Source organism: Streptomyces sp. BYX5S, from assembly GCF_054724165.1.
In genome coordinates, this window is sequence record NZ_CM138829.1 from 5,387,036 (window position 1) to 5,402,864 (window position 15,829).

The 15,829-nt window shown below is 72.1% G+C and carries 16 protein-coding genes; 5 read left to right on the plus strand and 11 right to left on the minus strand.

The genetic code is table 11. The features are described 5' to 3' along the window. Window positions 1-10: 10 nt before the first annotated feature. The 4 genes from ACYBSK_RS24550 to tatA form a co-directional block, all read right to left on the minus strand. On the minus strand, window positions 11-1,063 hold the full coding sequence (locus tag ACYBSK_RS24550) for an acyltransferase family protein (RefSeq protein WP_460243346.1): 1,053 nt from the start codon (window positions 1,061-1,063) through the stop codon (window positions 11-13). Further along, the gene (locus ACYBSK_RS24555) at window positions 1,060-1,641 is read right to left on the minus strand and encodes a TerD family protein (protein WP_460243347.1); all 582 of its coding nucleotides are present in this window, start codon (window positions 1,639-1,641) and stop codon (window positions 1,060-1,062) included. Before ACYBSK_RS24555 ends, ACYBSK_RS24550 begins: the two co-directional genes overlap by 4 nt. Before the next feature lie 94 nt (window positions 1,642-1,735). Further along, window positions 1,736-2,311: a TerD family protein gene (locus ACYBSK_RS24560; RefSeq protein WP_457479376.1), complete on the minus strand. Its 576-nt coding sequence runs from the start codon at window positions 2,309-2,311 to the stop codon at window positions 1,736-1,738. Between the two features lie 40 nt (window positions 2,312-2,351). Continuing rightward, entirely contained in the window at window positions 2,352-2,528 is a 177-nt protein-coding gene (tatA, locus tag ACYBSK_RS24565; RefSeq protein WP_460243348.1) for a Sec-independent protein translocase subunit TatA, read from the minus strand. Window positions 2,529-2,545: 17 nt separating this feature from the next. On the opposite strand from tatA, the gene ACYBSK_RS24570 reads away from it, so the two are divergent. Beyond that, a complete protein-coding gene (locus tag ACYBSK_RS24570) occupies window positions 2,546-4,078 on the plus strand; it encodes an LCP family protein (RefSeq protein ID WP_460243349.1) in 1,533 nt (510 codons plus the stop codon). Here ACYBSK_RS24570 and mgtA read toward each other — a convergent pair. From mgtA to ACYBSK_RS24585, 3 genes are all read right to left on the minus strand, one after another. Further along, window positions 4,069-6,633 (minus strand): magnesium-translocating P-type ATPase, encoded by a 2,565-nt coding sequence (gene mgtA, locus ACYBSK_RS24575; protein WP_460243350.1) that lies wholly within the window; start codon window positions 6,631-6,633, stop codon window positions 4,069-4,071. The genes ACYBSK_RS24570 and mgtA overlap by 10 nt on opposite strands. 10 nt (window positions 6,634-6,643) lie before the next feature. Further along, the gene (locus ACYBSK_RS24580) at window positions 6,644-7,006 is read right to left on the minus strand and encodes an ArsR/SmtB family transcription factor (protein ID WP_460243351.1); all 363 of its coding nucleotides are present in this window, start codon (window positions 7,004-7,006) and stop codon (window positions 6,644-6,646) included. Window positions 7,007-7,083: 77 nt separating this feature from the next. Next, entirely contained in the window at window positions 7,084-7,647 is a 564-nt protein-coding gene (locus ACYBSK_RS24585; RefSeq protein ID WP_457479381.1) for an MSMEG_1061 family FMN-dependent PPOX-type flavoprotein, read from the minus strand. Between the two features lie 148 nt (window positions 7,648-7,795). Between ACYBSK_RS24585 and ACYBSK_RS24590 the strand changes: the two genes are divergently transcribed. The 4 genes from ACYBSK_RS24590 to ACYBSK_RS24605 are packed head-to-tail and all read left to right on the plus strand — an operon-like array spanning window position 7,796 to window position 11,761. After that, a complete protein-coding gene (locus ACYBSK_RS24590) occupies window positions 7,796-8,836 on the plus strand; it encodes a FecCD family ABC transporter permease (RefSeq protein WP_460243352.1) in 1,041 nt (346 codons plus the stop codon). Further along, on the plus strand, window positions 8,833-9,879 hold the full coding sequence (locus ACYBSK_RS24595; RefSeq protein ID WP_460243353.1) for a FecCD family ABC transporter permease: 1,047 nt from the start codon (window positions 8,833-8,835) through the stop codon (window positions 9,877-9,879). The genes ACYBSK_RS24590 and ACYBSK_RS24595 overlap by 4 nt, the downstream gene beginning before the upstream one ends. A gap of 2 nt (window positions 9,880-9,881) precedes the next feature. Further along, entirely contained in the window at window positions 9,882-10,706 is an 825-nt protein-coding gene (locus ACYBSK_RS24600) for an ABC transporter ATP-binding protein (RefSeq protein WP_460243354.1), read from the plus strand. 59 nt (window positions 10,707-10,765) lie between these two features. Continuing rightward, on the plus strand, window positions 10,766-11,761 hold the full coding sequence (locus ACYBSK_RS24605) for an iron-siderophore ABC transporter substrate-binding protein (RefSeq protein ID WP_460243355.1): 996 nt from the start codon (window positions 10,766-10,768) through the stop codon (window positions 11,759-11,761). Between the two features lie 4 nt (window positions 11,762-11,765). On the opposite strand, the gene ACYBSK_RS24610 is transcribed toward ACYBSK_RS24605, so the two are convergent. The 4 genes from ACYBSK_RS24610 to ACYBSK_RS24625 are packed head-to-tail and all read right to left on the minus strand — an operon-like array spanning window position 11,766 to window position 15,776. Continuing rightward, window positions 11,766-12,581: an ABC transporter permease gene (locus ACYBSK_RS24610; RefSeq protein WP_460243356.1), complete on the minus strand. Its 816-nt coding sequence runs from the start codon at window positions 12,579-12,581 to the stop codon at window positions 11,766-11,768. Between the two features lie 34 nt (window positions 12,582-12,615). After that, entirely contained in the window at window positions 12,616-13,470 is an 855-nt protein-coding gene (locus tag ACYBSK_RS24615) for an ABC transporter permease (RefSeq protein ID WP_460247090.1), read from the minus strand. A gap of 13 nt (window positions 13,471-13,483) precedes the next feature. Then, window positions 13,484-14,701, minus strand: a complete 1,218-nt coding sequence (locus tag ACYBSK_RS24620; protein WP_460243357.1) for an ABC transporter substrate-binding protein — start codon at window positions 14,699-14,701, stop codon at window positions 13,484-13,486. Window positions 14,702-14,732: 31 nt separating this feature from the next. Beyond that, window positions 14,733-15,776, minus strand: a complete 1,044-nt coding sequence (locus tag ACYBSK_RS24625) for an ABC transporter ATP-binding protein (RefSeq protein WP_460247091.1) — start codon at window positions 15,774-15,776, stop codon at window positions 14,733-14,735. Window positions 15,777-15,829 lie beyond the last annotated feature (53 nt).

Consider the following 15,829-nt stretch of genomic DNA (forward strand, 5'->3'; position numbering starts at 1 on the left):
CCTGCCGGGTTCACGGACGGCCCGGGTCCCGCCTGAACGCCCAGTCCATCCGCGGCTCCACCACGCACCGGAAGACCCGCCGCACCGGTGGGGTGCACAGCGCGGTGATCACGGCCGCGGCGAGGAGCGTCACCACGATCTCGCCCCACGGGGTGTGCACCCAGGCCGCCTCGTACCAGTCCCAGAACCGGGAGCCCTTGGCGAGGAAGCCGTGCAGCAGGTAGCCGTACAGCGTGCCCGCGCCGAGCGCGGTGAACCAGAACGTGCGGCCCGGCACCCACGCGAGGAAGCACGCGACGAGGATCGCCGAACAGCCGAACATGGCGAGGGTCATGACCACGCCGGTCCAGCCGGGGGCGCCCAACTCCTGGGCGCTGTCGCGGCGGTAGAACCACGCCGTGTTCATCCGGGGCACCGCCCAGTACGCGAACAGCAGCGCCGCCGCGAACACCGGCACGGCGAGGATCCGCACCTCCCTGCGCCGCACCAGCTGGAAGTGCTCGGGCTTCAGGCACAGGCCGAGCACGAAGAACGGCAGGAACTGAAGGACCCGTTGGAGGTCCAGGTCGTCGCCGATACTGGGCGACACCGAGGCGAGCGCCGCGATGGCGAGCGCCAGCGGCAGCGGCCACCGGACGACCTTCCACAGCGGCGTGGTCAGACGCCAGACGAAGAGCGCCACGAGGAACCACGTCAGGTACCAGGGGTCGAGCAGGCTGATCGGGTACCCCGGATCGTCGCCCGCCGTCCGCTTGAAGAAGGTGTAGGCGACCTCGAAGACGACGTACGGCACGGCGACGCCCGTGATCAGCCGCTTGAGGCGCCCCGGGCTCGCGTCGAACGACCGTGAGAAATAACCGGAGATGACGATGAACGCCGGCATGTGGAAGGCGTAGACCGTGAGGTAGAGCGCGGCGGCGGCCCTGCTGTCGTCGCGCAGCGGTTCCCACGCGTGCCCCATCGCGACCAGGACGATCGCCAGGTACTTGGCGTTGTCGTGGAACGCGTCGCGCGCCGTGACCGGCCGCGCCCCGGTGCGGGGCGCGGCCGCCGTCAGGCTCACAGGTGGCGGCTGATCGCGGGCATCAGGTCCTGGAAGGTCCGGCCCGCCGCCGGCTCTCCGAGCGCTCTCAACTTCCAGCCCGCGCCGTCCCGTTGGACCTTGGCCATGATCTGCGCGGTGTGGTTGCCGCCGCCCGTGAGGGTGTAGCGGGCGAGTTCCTGGCCGGTGGTCTCGTCGACGAGGCGGCAGTAGGCGCTGGCCACTTCGGTGAAGGTCTGCCCGGTGAAGGAGTTGACGGTGAAGACGATCTGGTCGACCTCGGGCGGGACGCGCCGCAGGTCGACGGTGATGGACTCGTCGTCGGCCTGCCCGGTGCCGCCGACGAGGTTGTCGCCGCTGTGGCGCACCGAGCCGTCGTTGCTCACGAGGTGGCGGAAGAAGACGACGTCGCTGTAGCCGGAGCCGGCGAAGAGCACGGCGGAGGCGTCGAGGTCGATCTCGCGGGTGCCGGTCAGCTTGGCGAGGAAGCCCTTGCGGGGAGCGGCCTGCCAGCCGAGTCCCATGCGGACGACGGTGAGCGCGTCGCCGGTGTCCTTGCTGAGGCTGATCTGCTGGCCCTTGGCCAGGTTCACGGACATGCGGTGCTTTCTGGTCGGGCGGACGGGGATACGGACGCGCCGCCTGCCCGGCACGGCGGGCGGGCGGGCGGCGCATCCCGGGAGGGCGGGAGCGTCAGACGTTGACGCCGTAGTCCTGGGCGATGCCGCGCAGGCCGGAGGCGTAGCCCTGGCCGACGGCGCGGAACTTCCACTCGGCGCCGTGCCGGTACAGCTCGCCGAAGACCATCGCGGTCTCGGTGGAGGCGTCCTCGGACAGGTCGTAGCGGGCGATCTCGGTGCCGCCCGCCTGGTTGACGACGCGGATGAACGCGTTGCTGACCTGGCCGAAGCTCTGGCCGCGCGTCTCGGCGTCGTGGATCGACACCGGGAAGACGATCTTGTCGACCTCGGCGGGCACCCCGGCGAGGTTCACCTTGACGCTCTCGTCGTCGCCCTCGCCCTCACCGGTGAGGTTGTCGCCGGTGTGCTCGACGGAGCCGTCCGGGCTGGTGAGGTTGTTGTAGAAGATGAAGTGGCTGTCCGAGAGCACCTTCCCGGACGCGTCGCACAGCAGGGCGCTCGCGTCGAGGTCGTAATCGGCACCCGTCGTCGTGCGCACGTCCCAGCCCAGGCCCACCACTACCGCGGTCAGGCCGGGCGCCTCCTTGCTGAGCGAGACATTGCCGCCCTTGGCCAGGGAAATCCCCACTGCTGATACCTCCATGTCGGTTCGAACAATTGCGCAATGATTAAAGTGGTCCGGACGACTCTTCGCTGTTCTTCATGGCTCTGGCCTCGCTCTTGAGGATGCGAAGGGACTTGCCGACGGAGCGTGCGGTGTCCGGCAGCTTCTTGGATCCGAAGAGCAGGATGATCACGACTCCCAGGACCAACAGGTGCCAGGGCTCCAGTGCGTTGCGGAACACGGCCCCCACCTCCGTTCATGGTTTGGCTTGCTACATTGCGCAACTGTACAACCTTCGGGTCGGCCGAGAGCAAGGGCAGGGGTATGGGGCGACGGCGCAAGCGGGGCCGGATGCGGATCACGCTCATCACGGGGCTGGCGTTCCTCGTCCTGATCACGGCCGGCGCGGGCTGGCTGTATCTGAAGCTCAACGGCAACATCGACACCTTCGGCGCGGACGGCCTGTCCAAGAACCGGCCCGCCGACACGTCGAAGGGCGAGAACGTGCTGGTCATCGGCACCGACGCGCGCACCGGCGGAAACAGTGAGCTCGGCGGCGGCGACAAGGACGACATCGGCCGCTCGGACACCGCGTTCCTGCTGCACGTCTACGCCGACCACCGGCACGCCGTCGGTGTCTCCATCCCCCGCGACACCCTGGTCACGATCCCGCCGTGCAAGCTCCCCGACGGTACGTGGAGCAGCACGCGGACCCACGTGATGTTCAACGCCGCGTACTCCACGGGCGAGACCGCCGCGGGCAACCCGGCCTGCACCCAGAACACCGTGGAGAAGCTCACGGGGCTGCGCGTCGACCACACCGTCGTCGTCGACTTCAAGGGCTTCGCCCAGCTCACCGACGTGGTCGGCGGCGTCGAGGTGTGCCTGCCGAACGACGTCTACCAGAACGACCTCAACCCGAACCGTCCCACCCAGGGCAAGCGCCTCTTCAAGAAGGGCGAGCAGACGGTCTCCGGGCAGCGGGCGCTCGACTACGTCCGTATCCGGCACGGCATCGGGGACGGCTCCGACATCGGCCGCATCCAGCGCCAGCAGTCCTTCGTCTCCAGCCTCATCAAGAAGATCAAGACCGACGGCTTCACCCCCACCAAGCTGCTGCCGCTCGCCGACGCCGCCACGAAGTCGATGACCGTCGACCCCGGCCTCGGCTCGGCGGACAAGCTGCTGGCGTTCGCGATGTCACTGAAGAACGTCGACCTGCACAACACCAAGTTCGTCACCATCCCCTGGAAGTACGAGGGCAATCGCGTCGCCGTCGTGCAGCCGGACGCGAACGCGCTGTGGGCGTCGCTCAAGGCGGGCCGGACCCTCGACGGCAAGGACGCGAGCGGCACGAAGGGCGGCGGCAAGGCGAAGTCCTCCCCCTCGCCCGGGGCGAGCGCCACCGGGGAGGTCTCCGGCGAGGGCGTCTCCGTCACCGTCTACAACGGCACCCCCACCCCGGGCCTCGCCGCCGACGCCGCCGCCGCGCTCACCGGCCACGACTTCACCGTCACGGCGACCGGCAACGCCGCCGAGCAGAACAGTCCCACCACCACGATCACCTACGGCCCCGGCGAGAAGGCCCACGCCACCGCCGTCGCCCGGCTGTTCCCGGACGCGGAGGTCACCGCGGGCACCGGCCCCGGCATCAGCGTGGTGCTCGGCGCGGACTACGCGCCCGGCAGCGCGGCCTCCCCGGCGCCGACGCCGACGGCGGTGCCCTCGGGCGTGGCCGACACGGCGCGCTCGGCCGACCAGGACATCTGCTCCCACCTGTCCTACGGCTGACCGGCCCGGCGGCGCAGGCACACGAGCGCGAGCGCGTACGCCGCGAGGATCGCCGCGAGCAGCGGGTAGTACAGCGGCGGCAGCGCCGTCACGCCCAGCCAGGGGCCGACCGGGGTCAGCGGCAGCAGGACACCGATCGCGGCGAGGCCGGTGGCCGCCCAGCGCACCGGGCCCGGGGTGCGGCCCTCGGCGGCCTGCCGTCCGGTGCGCAGCAGGAGCATCACGAGGGCCTGGGTGAGCAGGTTCTCGGTGAACCACCCGGCGTGGAAGCCCTGCGCGTCGCCGAGGTCGAGGGAGCCGGGCAGGCACAGCGCGAGCGCCCCGAAGGTCGCGAGGTCGGCGAGCGCGCCGAGGACGCCGAACCCGGTGATGAAGCGCAGGAAGGGCCGGGGCCGCAGCACGGTGGGGCGGCGCAGCACGGCCGTGCGGGGCCGGTCGAAGGCGAGCGCGAGCTGGGCGGCGTCGAAGCACAGGTTCTGCACGAGGACCTGCGGCGGCAGCATCGGCAGGAACGGCAGCAGCAGGCCGGCGGCGAGCATCGCGATCACGTTGCCCAGGTTGGAGGAGAGCGTGATCCGCAGGTACGACGCTATGTTCGCGCTGGAGTGCCGGCCCGCCACGACCGCGTGCTCCAGGGCCGTGAGGTCCTTGTCGGCGAGGACGACGTGCGCGCTCTCGCGGGCCACGTCGACGCCTCCGGCGGGGCACACGCCGACGTCGGCGGCGCGCAGCGCGGGCAGGTCGTTGACGCCGTCGCCGAGGAACCCGGCGGTGTGGCCGCGGCCGCGCAGCGCGGTGATGACGCGGGCCTTGTGCTCGGGGGTGCAGCGGGCGAAGACGACCGTGCGGTCGGCCAGTTCACCGAGCCGCTCGTCGTCGAGGTGCTCGATGTCGGCGCCGACGACGACCGTGCCGGGCTCGATCCCGACGTCCCGGCACACGCGCGTCGCGGTGGCCGGGTGGTCGCCGGTGAGCACCTTGACGGTGACGCCGCGCTCGCCGAGGGCGCGGACGGCGTCGCGCGCGGTGTCGGCCGGGGCGTCGTGGAAGGCGACGAAGCCGCGGAAGGTCAGGGCGCGCTCGTCGGCGGGGGTGTAGGCGCGGGTGCGGGCGGTGCGCTCGGCGGTGGCCACGGCGAGCAGCCGCACGCCCTCGGCCGCGAGGTCGCCGGCCCGCTCGTGCAGCGCGGCCCGCTCGTCCTCGTCGAGCGCGCAGCGTTCCAGGACCTCGGCGACGGCGCCCTTCACGGCGAGGAGGTGCACGCCGAGCGTGCCGGGTTCCTTGAGAACGGCGGTGGCGAGACGGCGTACCGGGTCGAAGGGCAGGGCGTCGAGGCCGTCGTAGGCGTCCCAGTCGTCGGGCCCGGTCGCCGCGAGCAGCGCCTCGTCGAGCGGGTCGGGGTCGGTGAGTTCGGCGGTCTGGAGGGTCCACCAGGCGGAGGCGCCCGCCCAGTGCAGGGCGTCGGGGTCGGTGCGGGCGGCGTCGACGACGGGGCGGTCGCTGGTGAGCGTGCCGGTCTTGTCGACGCACAGCACGTCGACGGCGCCGAGGTCGTGCAGGGCCGGGAGGCGGCGGACGATGACGCCGTGCGAGCGGGCGAGGAGGGCGGCGCCGCGGGCCAGGCAGATGGTGACGATGACCGGCAGCATCTCGGGGGTGAGGCCGACGGCGACGGCCACGGCGAACGGCAGGGTCTCCAGGCCCCGGCCGCGCAGCGCCGCGTTGGCCATCAGTACCAGCGGCGGCGTCAGCAGCATGAAGCGGATCAGCACCCACGAGATGCCGTGCACGCTGCGGTCGAACGCGCTGGGCGGGCGCCGGTGCCGGGTGCCCCGCACGGCGGCGAAGCGGGTGTCGGCGCCGGTGGCGACGACGACGGCGGTGCCGCTGCCGGAGGCGACGCTGCTGCCCTGGAACGCCAGGTGGTCCTCGGTCCCGGCGTCCGGCAGGTCGGCCGGTTCCTTCGGCACGGGCGCCGACTCCCCGGTCAGGGCCGCCTGGTGCACGGTGAGTCCGCGCGCCTTCAGCAGGCGTACGTCGGCGGGGACCAGGCCGCCGGGGGCGAGCCGGACCACGTCGCCGGGCACGAGGTCGTCGACGGGGATCTCGCGCACCCGGGGTTCGGCGCCGGGTGCGTCCCTGCGCTGGACGCTCGCGGTACCGGCGACGAGTTCGCGCAGCCCGGCGCCCGCCCGGTCGGCGCGGTACTCGCCGTGCGCGCGCAGCACGCTGCTGACGACGACGAGGGCGAGGATGACGCAGGCCGTGCCCCAGGAGGCGACGAGCGCCGAGACGAGTCCGAGGCAGAACAGCACCGTGGTGAACGGATCGCGCAGGCTGCGCCACATCCGCAGCGGCCAGGAGGGGGGCCGGGCGGCGGGCAGCGTGTTGCCGCCGTACCGGGCCAGGCGTGCCTCGGCCTCGTCCGTGGTCAGTCCGCGCGGTCCGGTGTCCAGGGCGCGCAGCGTCTGGAGTGCGGTGCGGCCGCCCGCGGGGTGCGGTTCCGGGCGGGGTGCGGGCAGCCGCGTCCGCTCGGCCGAGTCGAAGACGGCCACGGGCCGGCCTTCAGGCCCCCGCGCCACGCAGGCGGCGCACCGGCGCCTGCGCCTGCTCGGCGCGCTCGGCGAGCTGGCCGATCATGAGGTGGACGACGCTGACGACATCGGGGGCGTCGACGTAGTACACCTGCCGGCGGCCCTCGCGGCGGGACCGGACGAGGCCCGCGAGCTTCAGCTTGGTGAGGTGCTGGCTGATCGCGGGCAGCGCGCCGCCGACCCGCTCGGCGAGCCCGCTCACGTCGCTCTCGCCCTGCGCGAGGGCCCACACCATGTGCAGGCGCACCGGCGAGGCGAGCAGGGCGAACGCCTCGGCCGCCTCGGCGAGCACGTCAGCCGACGGATCCTCGAACCGCCCTGCCCCTGCCACCACTGGCCCACTCCTGTCCCGCACCGCTCGCTCCGCCGTCGTCCGTACGGGGGCAAGTCTAGGCGTGCGGTCCGCCCCGCTCAGGCGCCGCTCCCCCAGGTCTCCGGCTGCCACAGTCCGGCGCGGCGCAGCGACTGGGGGCAGTGGAGGTAGATCTCGTCGATGTCGAGGAGCAGGGCGAGGCTCGGGGGCGCGCCCTTGACGGCCATGTCGGGGAAGAAGGGGGCGTCGGTGAGGATGCGGGCCCGGCCGTTGATGCGCAGCACGTCCTTGGTGCCGGGTATGAGGAAGAGCAGGCCCGCGTGCGGGTTCTGGAGGATGTTGTGGAAGCTGTCGCCGCGGCGGTTGCCGGGGCGGTCCGGCAGGGCGATGGTGCGGTCGTCGACGATGTGCGCGAAACCGGGGCCGTCGCCGCGCGGCGAGGTGTCGCAGTTGCCCTCGGCGTCGGACGTGGCGAGGAGACAGAACGGTGAGCGGGCCAGCAACGCGCGGTCCTTCTCGGTGAGTTCCGCGTGGACCTTCTCGATCACGATGGGCCAGGGCTCACCGAGGATCTCGCGCAGCTGCTGCGGGGAGCGCAACTCCTCGTATCCCTCGGGCAGTCGGGCGGTGCGGGGCGCGAGGGTGTCCGGGGCGTGCGACAAGCCGACTCCTGGGTCCAGGGTGATGGGTTCGAGTCCAGTGTGATTGATTCCCGTACCTTATCCGATGTTAGGTTAGGCTCCCCTAACGCCCGGAGCGCTCCGTTCCGGTGCCTGCCGCTGCGCGGCCCCAGGTGAACAGGACGGAACGGTGCCACTCATAGCGCGGAGCTCCCGCGACACCACGCGAAGATCCCGCAACGCCCTCGCGGCCGGACTGCTGCCGCTCGCCCTCGTGCTCGCGGGCGCCGTTCTGCTCAGCCTCGTCGTCGGCTCCGGCGACGTCCCCCTCGGCGACGTCCTGGCGGGCCTGTTCCACCCGGACCGCGCCGACCGCGCCCAGTTGATCGTGCGGGAGGTCCGCGTCCCGCGCACGGTCGCCGGGCTCCTCGCCGGGGTGGCGCTCGGGCTCGCGGGCACCGTGATGCAGGGCATCGCCCGCAACCCCCTCGCTGATCCGGGCCTGCTGGGCGTGAACGCGGGCGCCTCCGTCTTCGTCGTCTTCGCCATCAGCGTCCTCGCGCTGACCGACCCCGCGCAGTACATCTGGTTCGGCTTCCTCGGCGCCTGCCTCGCCGCCCTCCTCGTCTACGGGGTCGGCAGCCTGGGCCGCGACGGGGCGACGCCCGTGAAACTGGCCCTGTCCGGCGCTGCCGTGGCCGCCGCCCTCGGCTCGGTGACCAGCGCGATGCTCCTCACCGACCGGTCCACGTTCGACCAGTTCCGGTTCTGGCAGGTCGGCTCGTTGAACGGGCGCGAGCCCGATGTGCTGTGGCAGGCGCTGCCGTTCATCGTCGTGGGCAGCCTCCTCGCGCTCGCGCTCGGGCCGCAGCTCAACACCCTCGCCCTCGGCGACGACACCGCCCGCGGCCTCGGCCAGCGGATCGCCCTGGCCCGGCTCGCCGCCGCGGCGTGCGTGGTGCTGCTGTGCGGGGCGGCGACCGTCGTCGCGGGACCGATCGCCTTCGTGGGCCTGGCCGTTCCGCACGCCGCCCGCCTGATCACCGGCCCCGACCACCGCTGGATCCTGCCGTACAGCGCGCTCCTCGCGCCCGCCGCGCTGCTCCTCGCCGACATCGCGGGGCGCGTCGTCGCACGCCCCGGCGAGGTGCAGGTCGGCGTGATGACGGCGGCGCTCGGCGCGATCCCCTTCGTCGTCCTGGTGCGCCGCAGAAACATGGTGGAGCTGTGACCGTCGACCTCCGTCCCGCCGTGGCGCGCGTCGCCGCCGTACGCCGCCGCGGGCGCGCCCGGTTCACCGTCGTCTGCGCCGTGCTGGCCGCCGCCGCGTTCGCCGCGCTGTGCGTCTCGCTCAGCTTCGGCGACTACCCGCTCCCCGTGAGCGACGTCGTGCGCACCCTGTTCGGCGGCGGCGACACCGGCACGCGGTTCGTGGTCCTCGAACTGCGGCTTTCGCGCGCCCTGTTGGCGCTGCTCGTCGGCTGCTGCTTCGGCCTGTCCGGCGCCGTCTTCCAGACGCTGCTGCGCAACCCGCTGGCCAGCCCCGACATCATCGGAGTGAGTTCCGGCGCGGGCGCGGCCGCCGTGCTCTGCGGGGCGATCGCCGGGCTGAGCGGTCCGGCCCTGTCGCTGGTCGCGCTCGCGGGCGCGCTGGTCACGGGCGCCGCCGTCTATCTGCTCGCCTGGCGCAAGGGCGTCACCGGCTACCGGCTCGTCCTCATCGGGCTCGGCGTCGGCACCGGCCTGTCCAGCCTCATCTCGTACCAGATGACGCGCTCGGACGCGCCCGAGGCGCAGACCGCATTCCTGTGGCTGGCCGGCAGCCTCAACGGGCGTTCCTGGCCGCAGTTCTGGCCGCTGCTCGGGGCCGCCGTGCTGCTCCTGCCGCTGACCGTGCTCGCCGCCCGCGCGCTGAGCACGCTGCAACTCGGCGACGACACCGCGGGCGGGCTCGGCGCGCGCGTCGAGCGGGACCGGCTCGCCCTCCTCGCCTGCGCGACCGCCCTCGCGGGCGTGGCGACGGCCGCCGCGGGCCCGGTCGGCTTCGTCGCGTTCGTGTCCCCGCCGATCGCGCGCCGCCTGGTGCCGGGGCAGGGTGCGGCGCTGCTGCCGTCGGCGCTGACCGGGGCGCTGCTCGTGGCGGTCGCCGACTTCGCGGGCCAGCACCTGGTGCCCGGCACGCAGTTGCCGGTCGGCATCGTCACGAGCGTGATCGGCGCCCCGTACCTGCTGTGGCTGCTCGCCCGCTCCAACCGCGCCGGAACGGGCGGCTGACCATGACCACCACCAAGGAGAAGACCGTGGCATCCCCGCACACCTTGCAGGCCCACGGCCTCGAACTCGGCTACGGCGAGCGGCGGATCGTCTCCGACCTCGACGTCGACGTCCCACCGGGCCGCATCACCGTGGTCGTCGGCCCCAACGCCTGCGGCAAGTCGACGCTGCTGCGCTCGATGGCGCGGCTGCTCACGCCGACGGCGGGCACGGTCCTGCTCGACGGGCGGGACCTGCACGCGACCTCCACCAAGGAGGTCGCCGCGGTGCTCGGCGTGCTGCCGCAGACGCCGGTCGCGCCCGAGTCCATCACCGTCGCCGACCTGGTGGGCCGGGGCCGCTACCCGCACCAGGGCTGGTTCCGCCGCTGGACGGCCGCCGACGACGAGGCGGTCGCCGCCGCCCTGACCGCCACCGACGTCCTCGACCTCGCGGACCGGCCGCTCGACCAGCTCTCCGGCGGCCAGCGCCAGCGCGTGTGGATCGCGATGGCGCTCGCGCAGGAGACGGACGTGCTGCTGCTCGACGAGCCGACGACCTACCTCGACATCAGCCACCAGCTCGACGTCCTCGACCTGATCACCGACCTCAACAAGGAGCGCGGCGTCACCCTCGTCGTCGTCCTCCACGACCTCAACCTGGCCTGCCGATACGCCGATCACCTCATCGCCATGAAGGACGGCCGGATCGTCGCCGAGGGCGCGCCCGCCGACGTGGTCACCGCGGACCTCGTCGAGAAGGTCTTCGGGCTGCGCAGCACCGTCATCCCCGACCCGGCGTCCGGCACACCGCTGATCGTGCCGATGGGACGCCACCACATTCAGTAGCCCCCGTCCCCTCACCCACTCGCAGCTCGTCGCCCGTCGCTCAGAGAGAGAACACACCCATGCCCAGAACCACCCCCCGCCGCCTTCTGATCGGCGCCGCCGCCCTCGTCCTGACCGGCTCGCTCGCCGCGTGCGGCGCCGAGAAGAGCGACTCCTCGAAGAGCGCCGGAGCGAAGTCCTCCGGCGCCTTCCCGGCGAAGGTGTCCACCAAGTTCGGCACCGTCACGGTCAAGGAGCGCCCCCAGCGGGTCGTCGCGCTCGGCTGGGGCGACGCCGAGACCGCGCTCGCGCTCGGCGTGCAGCCGGTCGGGGCGAGCGACTGGCTGGCGTTCGGCGGCGACGGCACGGGCCCGTGGGCCAAGGGCAAGTACGACGAGTCGCCGCAGAAGATCGGCACGCTGGAGCCCGAGTACGAGAAGATCGCGGCGCTCAAGCCGGACCTCATCCTCGACACCAAGTCCAGCGGCGACCAGACCCGTTACGACACCCTCAGCAAGATCGCGCCGACGGTCGGCGTGCCCAAGGGCGGCGACCAGTACAAGCTGTCGTGGAAGAAGCAGACCGAGATGGTCTCCCAGGCCCTCGGCCTCGCCGACAAGGGCGAGAAGCTGATCGACGACACCGAGCAGGAGTTCGCCGCGGCGGCGAAGGCCCACCCGGAGTTCAAGGACAAGACCATCACGGTCGGCTCCCGCACCGCCTCCGCCTGGGGCGCCTACGTGCGCGGCACCGGTCGCATCGACTTCGTCGAGCGGCTCGGCTTCGACAACAACCCGGCCGTCGAGAAGAAGGCCGGCAGCGCGTTCTCCGTGCCCGTGTCGGAGGAGAACCTCCAGATGCTGGACGCCGACCTCATGGTGATGGCGCCCATCGGCACCACCGCGAAGAAGATCAGCGGCGACCCGCTCTACCAGGCGATCCCCGCGGCGAAGAAGGGTCACTCGCTCGTCTTCGACGACAAGAACATCAGCTCGGCGTTCGCCACGGACTCGGTCCTGTCGGTGCGGTACGCGCTGAAGAACGTGGTGCCGCTCTTCGCGGACACCCTGAAGTAGGCCGTCACACGCGGCTGCCCGCCGCCGTGTCCGAGGACAGGCGCTGGGCGACGTAGACGGGGATCACGGAGAGCAGGACGAGGACGACGGCCACCACGTTGACCACGGGGGCCTGCTGGGGGCGGGCCATGTTGGAGAAGATCCAGACCGGCAGTGTCTGGACGCCCGCCCCCGCCGTGAACGTCGTCACCACGATCTCGTCGAAGGACAGCGCGAACGCGAGGAGGCCGCCCGCCGCGAGCGCCGAGCGCGTCAGCGGGAACGTGATGTCGCGGAACGTGCGCAGCGGGCTCGCGCCCAGATCCATCGCCGCCTCCTCGTACGAGCCGGGCAGGCGCCGCAGCCGGGCCGCCACGTTGTTGAAGACGACCACGACGCAGAACGTGGCGTGGCCGACGATCACGGTGAACAGGCCGAGGCCGATCCCGATGGGTTCCAGGACCGTACGGAACGCCGTGTTCAGCGCCACGCCCGTGATGATGCCGGGCAGCGCGATCGGCAGCACCACCGCGAAGGAGATCGCCTCGCGGCCGAAGAACCGGTAGCGGGACACCGCGAAGGCGACGAGCGTGCCGAGGACGAGGGCGATCGCCGTGGCGCCGATCCCGGCCTTCACCGACGTCCACAGCGCGTCGCGCACGCCCGCGCTGCGGAAGGCGGCCCCCCACCAGTCGAGGGTGAGGCCGGACGGCGGCCAGCTCGAACTCCGTTCCGGGTTCAGCGAGTTGACGACGACCAGCAGCAACGGCACGTAGATCACCGTGAAGCCGAGGACGGCGGCGACGCGGAGCGCGATGCGCGCCGGGCGGGACAGGTGCACCACGGACTCCTTCTGCCTGGAGGGCCTGGGGGCCTCAGAGGCTGCTGAGCGCGCCCGTGCGGCGCACCGCCAGCAGGTAGAGGACGATGACGACGACCGGGACCGTGCCGAGGGCGGCGGCGAGCGGCAGGTCGAGCGTGATGTTCGAGTAGACGAGGTTGCCGATCAACTGCGTCTTGCCGCCGACGATCTGGACCGCGATGTAGTCGCCGAGGCTCAGCGAGAACGTGAACACCGAGCCCGCCGCGACCGACGGCAGCACGAGCGGCAGCAGTACGGTGCGGAAGGTGCGCCACGTGCGGGCGCCGAGGTCGGCGGAGGCGTCGAGCACACTGTCGGGGACGCGTTCGAGCCCGGCGTGGATCGGCAGGATCATGTACGGCAGCCACAGGTACGTCAGGACGAGCACGGTCGCGACGAGGCCGTAGCCGGGCCCGTCGAGTCCGAACGGCCTCAACAGCCAGTCCAGCAGGCCCTCTTGGGCGAGCATGACCCGCCACGCGTACGCCTTCACCAGGTAGCTCGCCCACAGCGGCGTCAGGATCGCCACGACCAGCAGCGGACGCCACCGGGGCCGGGCGACGCGCGCGGTGAAGAAGGCGATCGGGAACGCGATGACGACGCACAGCGCCGTGACGCCGAGGGCGACTCCCACGCTGCGCAGCGCCACTTGGCGGTACACGTCCGTCGTGAGCAGCGCGGTGAAGTTGTCCAGCGTCCAGGTGCGCACGATGTCCGACGTGAACGGGTCGGTGGTCCACAGGGCGGACAGGAAGAGGACCGCGAGCGAGCCGAGGTAGGCGACGACCAGCCACGTCAGGGGCGCGGCGAGCAGCAGGGTCAGGCGGAGCCGGGGGCTGCGGTGCAGCGTCCCGGCCGCGCTCTTCATCGTCGGCGGCACGTCACCCCTTGATCTCCGTCCAGGCCTGCACCCACTTCGCGTACGGCACGCAGGAGGTGCCGGTGCGGCCGTCGAGGCACTGCGGGATGGGCGTGGTCCAGAAGTGGACCTGCTTCCAGTACGCGGCGTCGTCGGCGTGGAAGGTGGCGCAGTGCTTGGGGTCGCTGGTCTCGTCGCAGGCCTTCGCGTTGGAGGGTGCCTCGCCGAAGTACTCGGCGACCTGGGCGTTCACCTTCGGCGAGACGATCCAGTCGAGCCATTTGTAGGCGCAGTTGGGGTGCTCGGCCTTGGCGGACACCATCCAGGTGTCGGACCAGCCGGTGGCGCCCTCCTTCGGGAGGACCGCCTCGACGGGGGCCTTCTCGCCCTGGGCGGTGTTCACGATGACCTGCCAGCTGGTGCCGACGACGGAGTCGCCGCTCTTGAAGGCGGAGATCTCCTTGAGGTAGTCGCTCCAGTACTCGCCGACGTTCGCGTTCTGCTTCTTCAGCAGGTTCACGGCGGCGTCGAACTGTTTCTGGTCGAGGGCGTACGGGTCCTTGATGCCGAGGTCCGGCTGGGTCTTCATCAGGTAGAGGGCGGCGTCGGCGATGTAGATCGGCGAGTCGTAGGCGGTGACGCGGCCCTTGTGCTTCCCGGCGTCCTCGAAGACGGCCTTCCAGGAGTCGGGCGCCGGCTTGACCTTGTCGGTGCGGTACATCAGGAGGTTGGCGCCGCGGCCGTGCGGGACTCCGTACGCGACCTTCTTCACGGAGTTCCAGGGCTGCATCTTCAGGCCCGGGAAGATGTCCTTGTAGTTCGGCACGAGGTCGGTGTTGACCGGGGCGGCGTCGCCGGAGGCGATCAGCCGCAGGGACGCGTCGCCGGACGCGGAGACGGCGTCGTACTGGCCCGTCTTCATCAGGTTGACCATCTCGTCGGAGGTTCCGGCGACCTTGGTGCTCACCTGGCAGCCGGTCCGCTTCTCGAAGGGGTGCACCCAGTCGACGTCCGGGTCGTTGGAGCCGTCCTCGGCGTACCCGGCCCAGGCGATGAGGTTGACCTTGCCCTCGGTCTCGCCGAGGGACTTCGGGGCGGACAGTTTCGGCGGGGTGAAGCCCTGCCCGCCGGGTGCGCCCTTGGCGCCACTACCGCCGTCGCCGTCGGAGGAGCCGCACGCGGTGGCGAGCAGCAGCCCGCCGAGCGCCGTGGCGGCCATCAGGGTTCGGGTTGCGCGCACGTGAACACTCCCTGGTCGGTTCGTCGGGGGGTCAACTTGCGGGGTGCAGGGGGACGTTGTGGCGGCGGTGCCAGCGCAGCAGGACGCGGGCACCGGGCGGGGCGGGCGCCTGCGCGGGGTCGTCGGCGGCTCCGGTGTTCTGCCGTACGGCGACGAGGCGCACGCCCGCGTCGGTGTCGACGACGAGGCGGGTGCTGTCCCCGAGGTACACGGCGTCGGCGACGGTGCCGGGCGCCTCGCTGTGGTCGTCGCCGTCCCGTTCGGCGCCGGGGCGCAGGACGCGGATCTTCTCGGGCCGGATGCCGAACGTGCCCGGCTTGCCCACGAGGTGTTCGGCGGCGGGTCCGGTGACCGTGTTCGAGGTGCCGACGAAGGACGCGACGAAGGCCGAGGCGGGGTTCTCGTACAACTCCCTCGGCGTGCCGACCTGTTCGACGCGGCCCGCGTTCATCACGGCGACGCGGTCGCTCAGGGAGAGGGCCTCGGCCTGGTCGTGGGTGACGAGGACGAAGGTGATGCCGACCTCGCGCTGCAACTCCTTCAGCTCGACCTGCATCTGCTCGCGGAGCTTGAGGTCGAGCGCGCCGAGGGGCTCGTCGAGGAGGAGCACGCGGGGGCGCACCACCAACGCCCGTGCCAGCGCGACGCGTTGGCGCTGACCGCCGGAGAGCTGCCCCGGCCTGCGGCCGCCGAATCCGTCGAGGCGCACGGACGCCAGGGCGGCGCGGGCCCGCTCGGCCTGCTCCTCGCGGGGGACGCCGCGCACCTTCAGGCCGTACGCGACGTTCCGCTCGACGTTCATGTGCGGGAACAGGGCGTAGTCCTGGAAGACGGTGGTCACGTCGCGCTCGAAGGGCGCGCGCCGGGTCACGTCCTCCCCCGCGAGCCGGACCGCGCCGCCCGAGGGGGTCTCGAAGCCGGCGATCAGCCGCAGCACGGTCGTCTTGCCCGACCCGGAGGGGCCGAGCAGCGAGAAGAACTCGCCCTCGGCCACGTCGAGGTCCACCCCGTCGACGGCACGCACCTCACCGAACGACTTGCGCAGTTCCCGCAGCCCGATCGCCGCGCTCTCCAGGTCGCTCTGCTGGGCGGTAGCCATAGCCGTAGATCATGCACACTTCAACGAGG

What these genes read in the sequence shown, in the direction of transcription:
- ACYBSK_RS24555 (WP_460243347.1), bottom strand. Translation starts at nt 1,641, where the DNA reads ATGTCCGTGAACCTGGCCAAGGGCCAGCAGATCAGCCTCAGCAAGGAC.
- ACYBSK_RS24570 (WP_460243349.1), top strand. Translation starts at nt 2,546, where the DNA reads ATGGTTTGGCTTGCTACATTGCGCAACTGTACAACCTTCGGGTCGGCC.
- ACYBSK_RS24600 (WP_460243354.1), top strand. Translation starts at nt 9,882, where the DNA reads ATGACCACCACCAAGGAGAAGACCGTGGCATCCCCGCACACCTTGCAG.
- ACYBSK_RS24605 (WP_460243355.1), top strand. Translation starts at nt 10,766, where the DNA reads ATGCCCAGAACCACCCCCCGCCGCCTTCTGATCGGCGCCGCCGCCCTC.
- ACYBSK_RS24615 (WP_460247090.1), bottom strand. Translation starts at nt 13,470, where the DNA reads ATGAAGAGCGCGGCCGGGACGCTGCACCGCAGCCCCCGGCTCCGCCTG.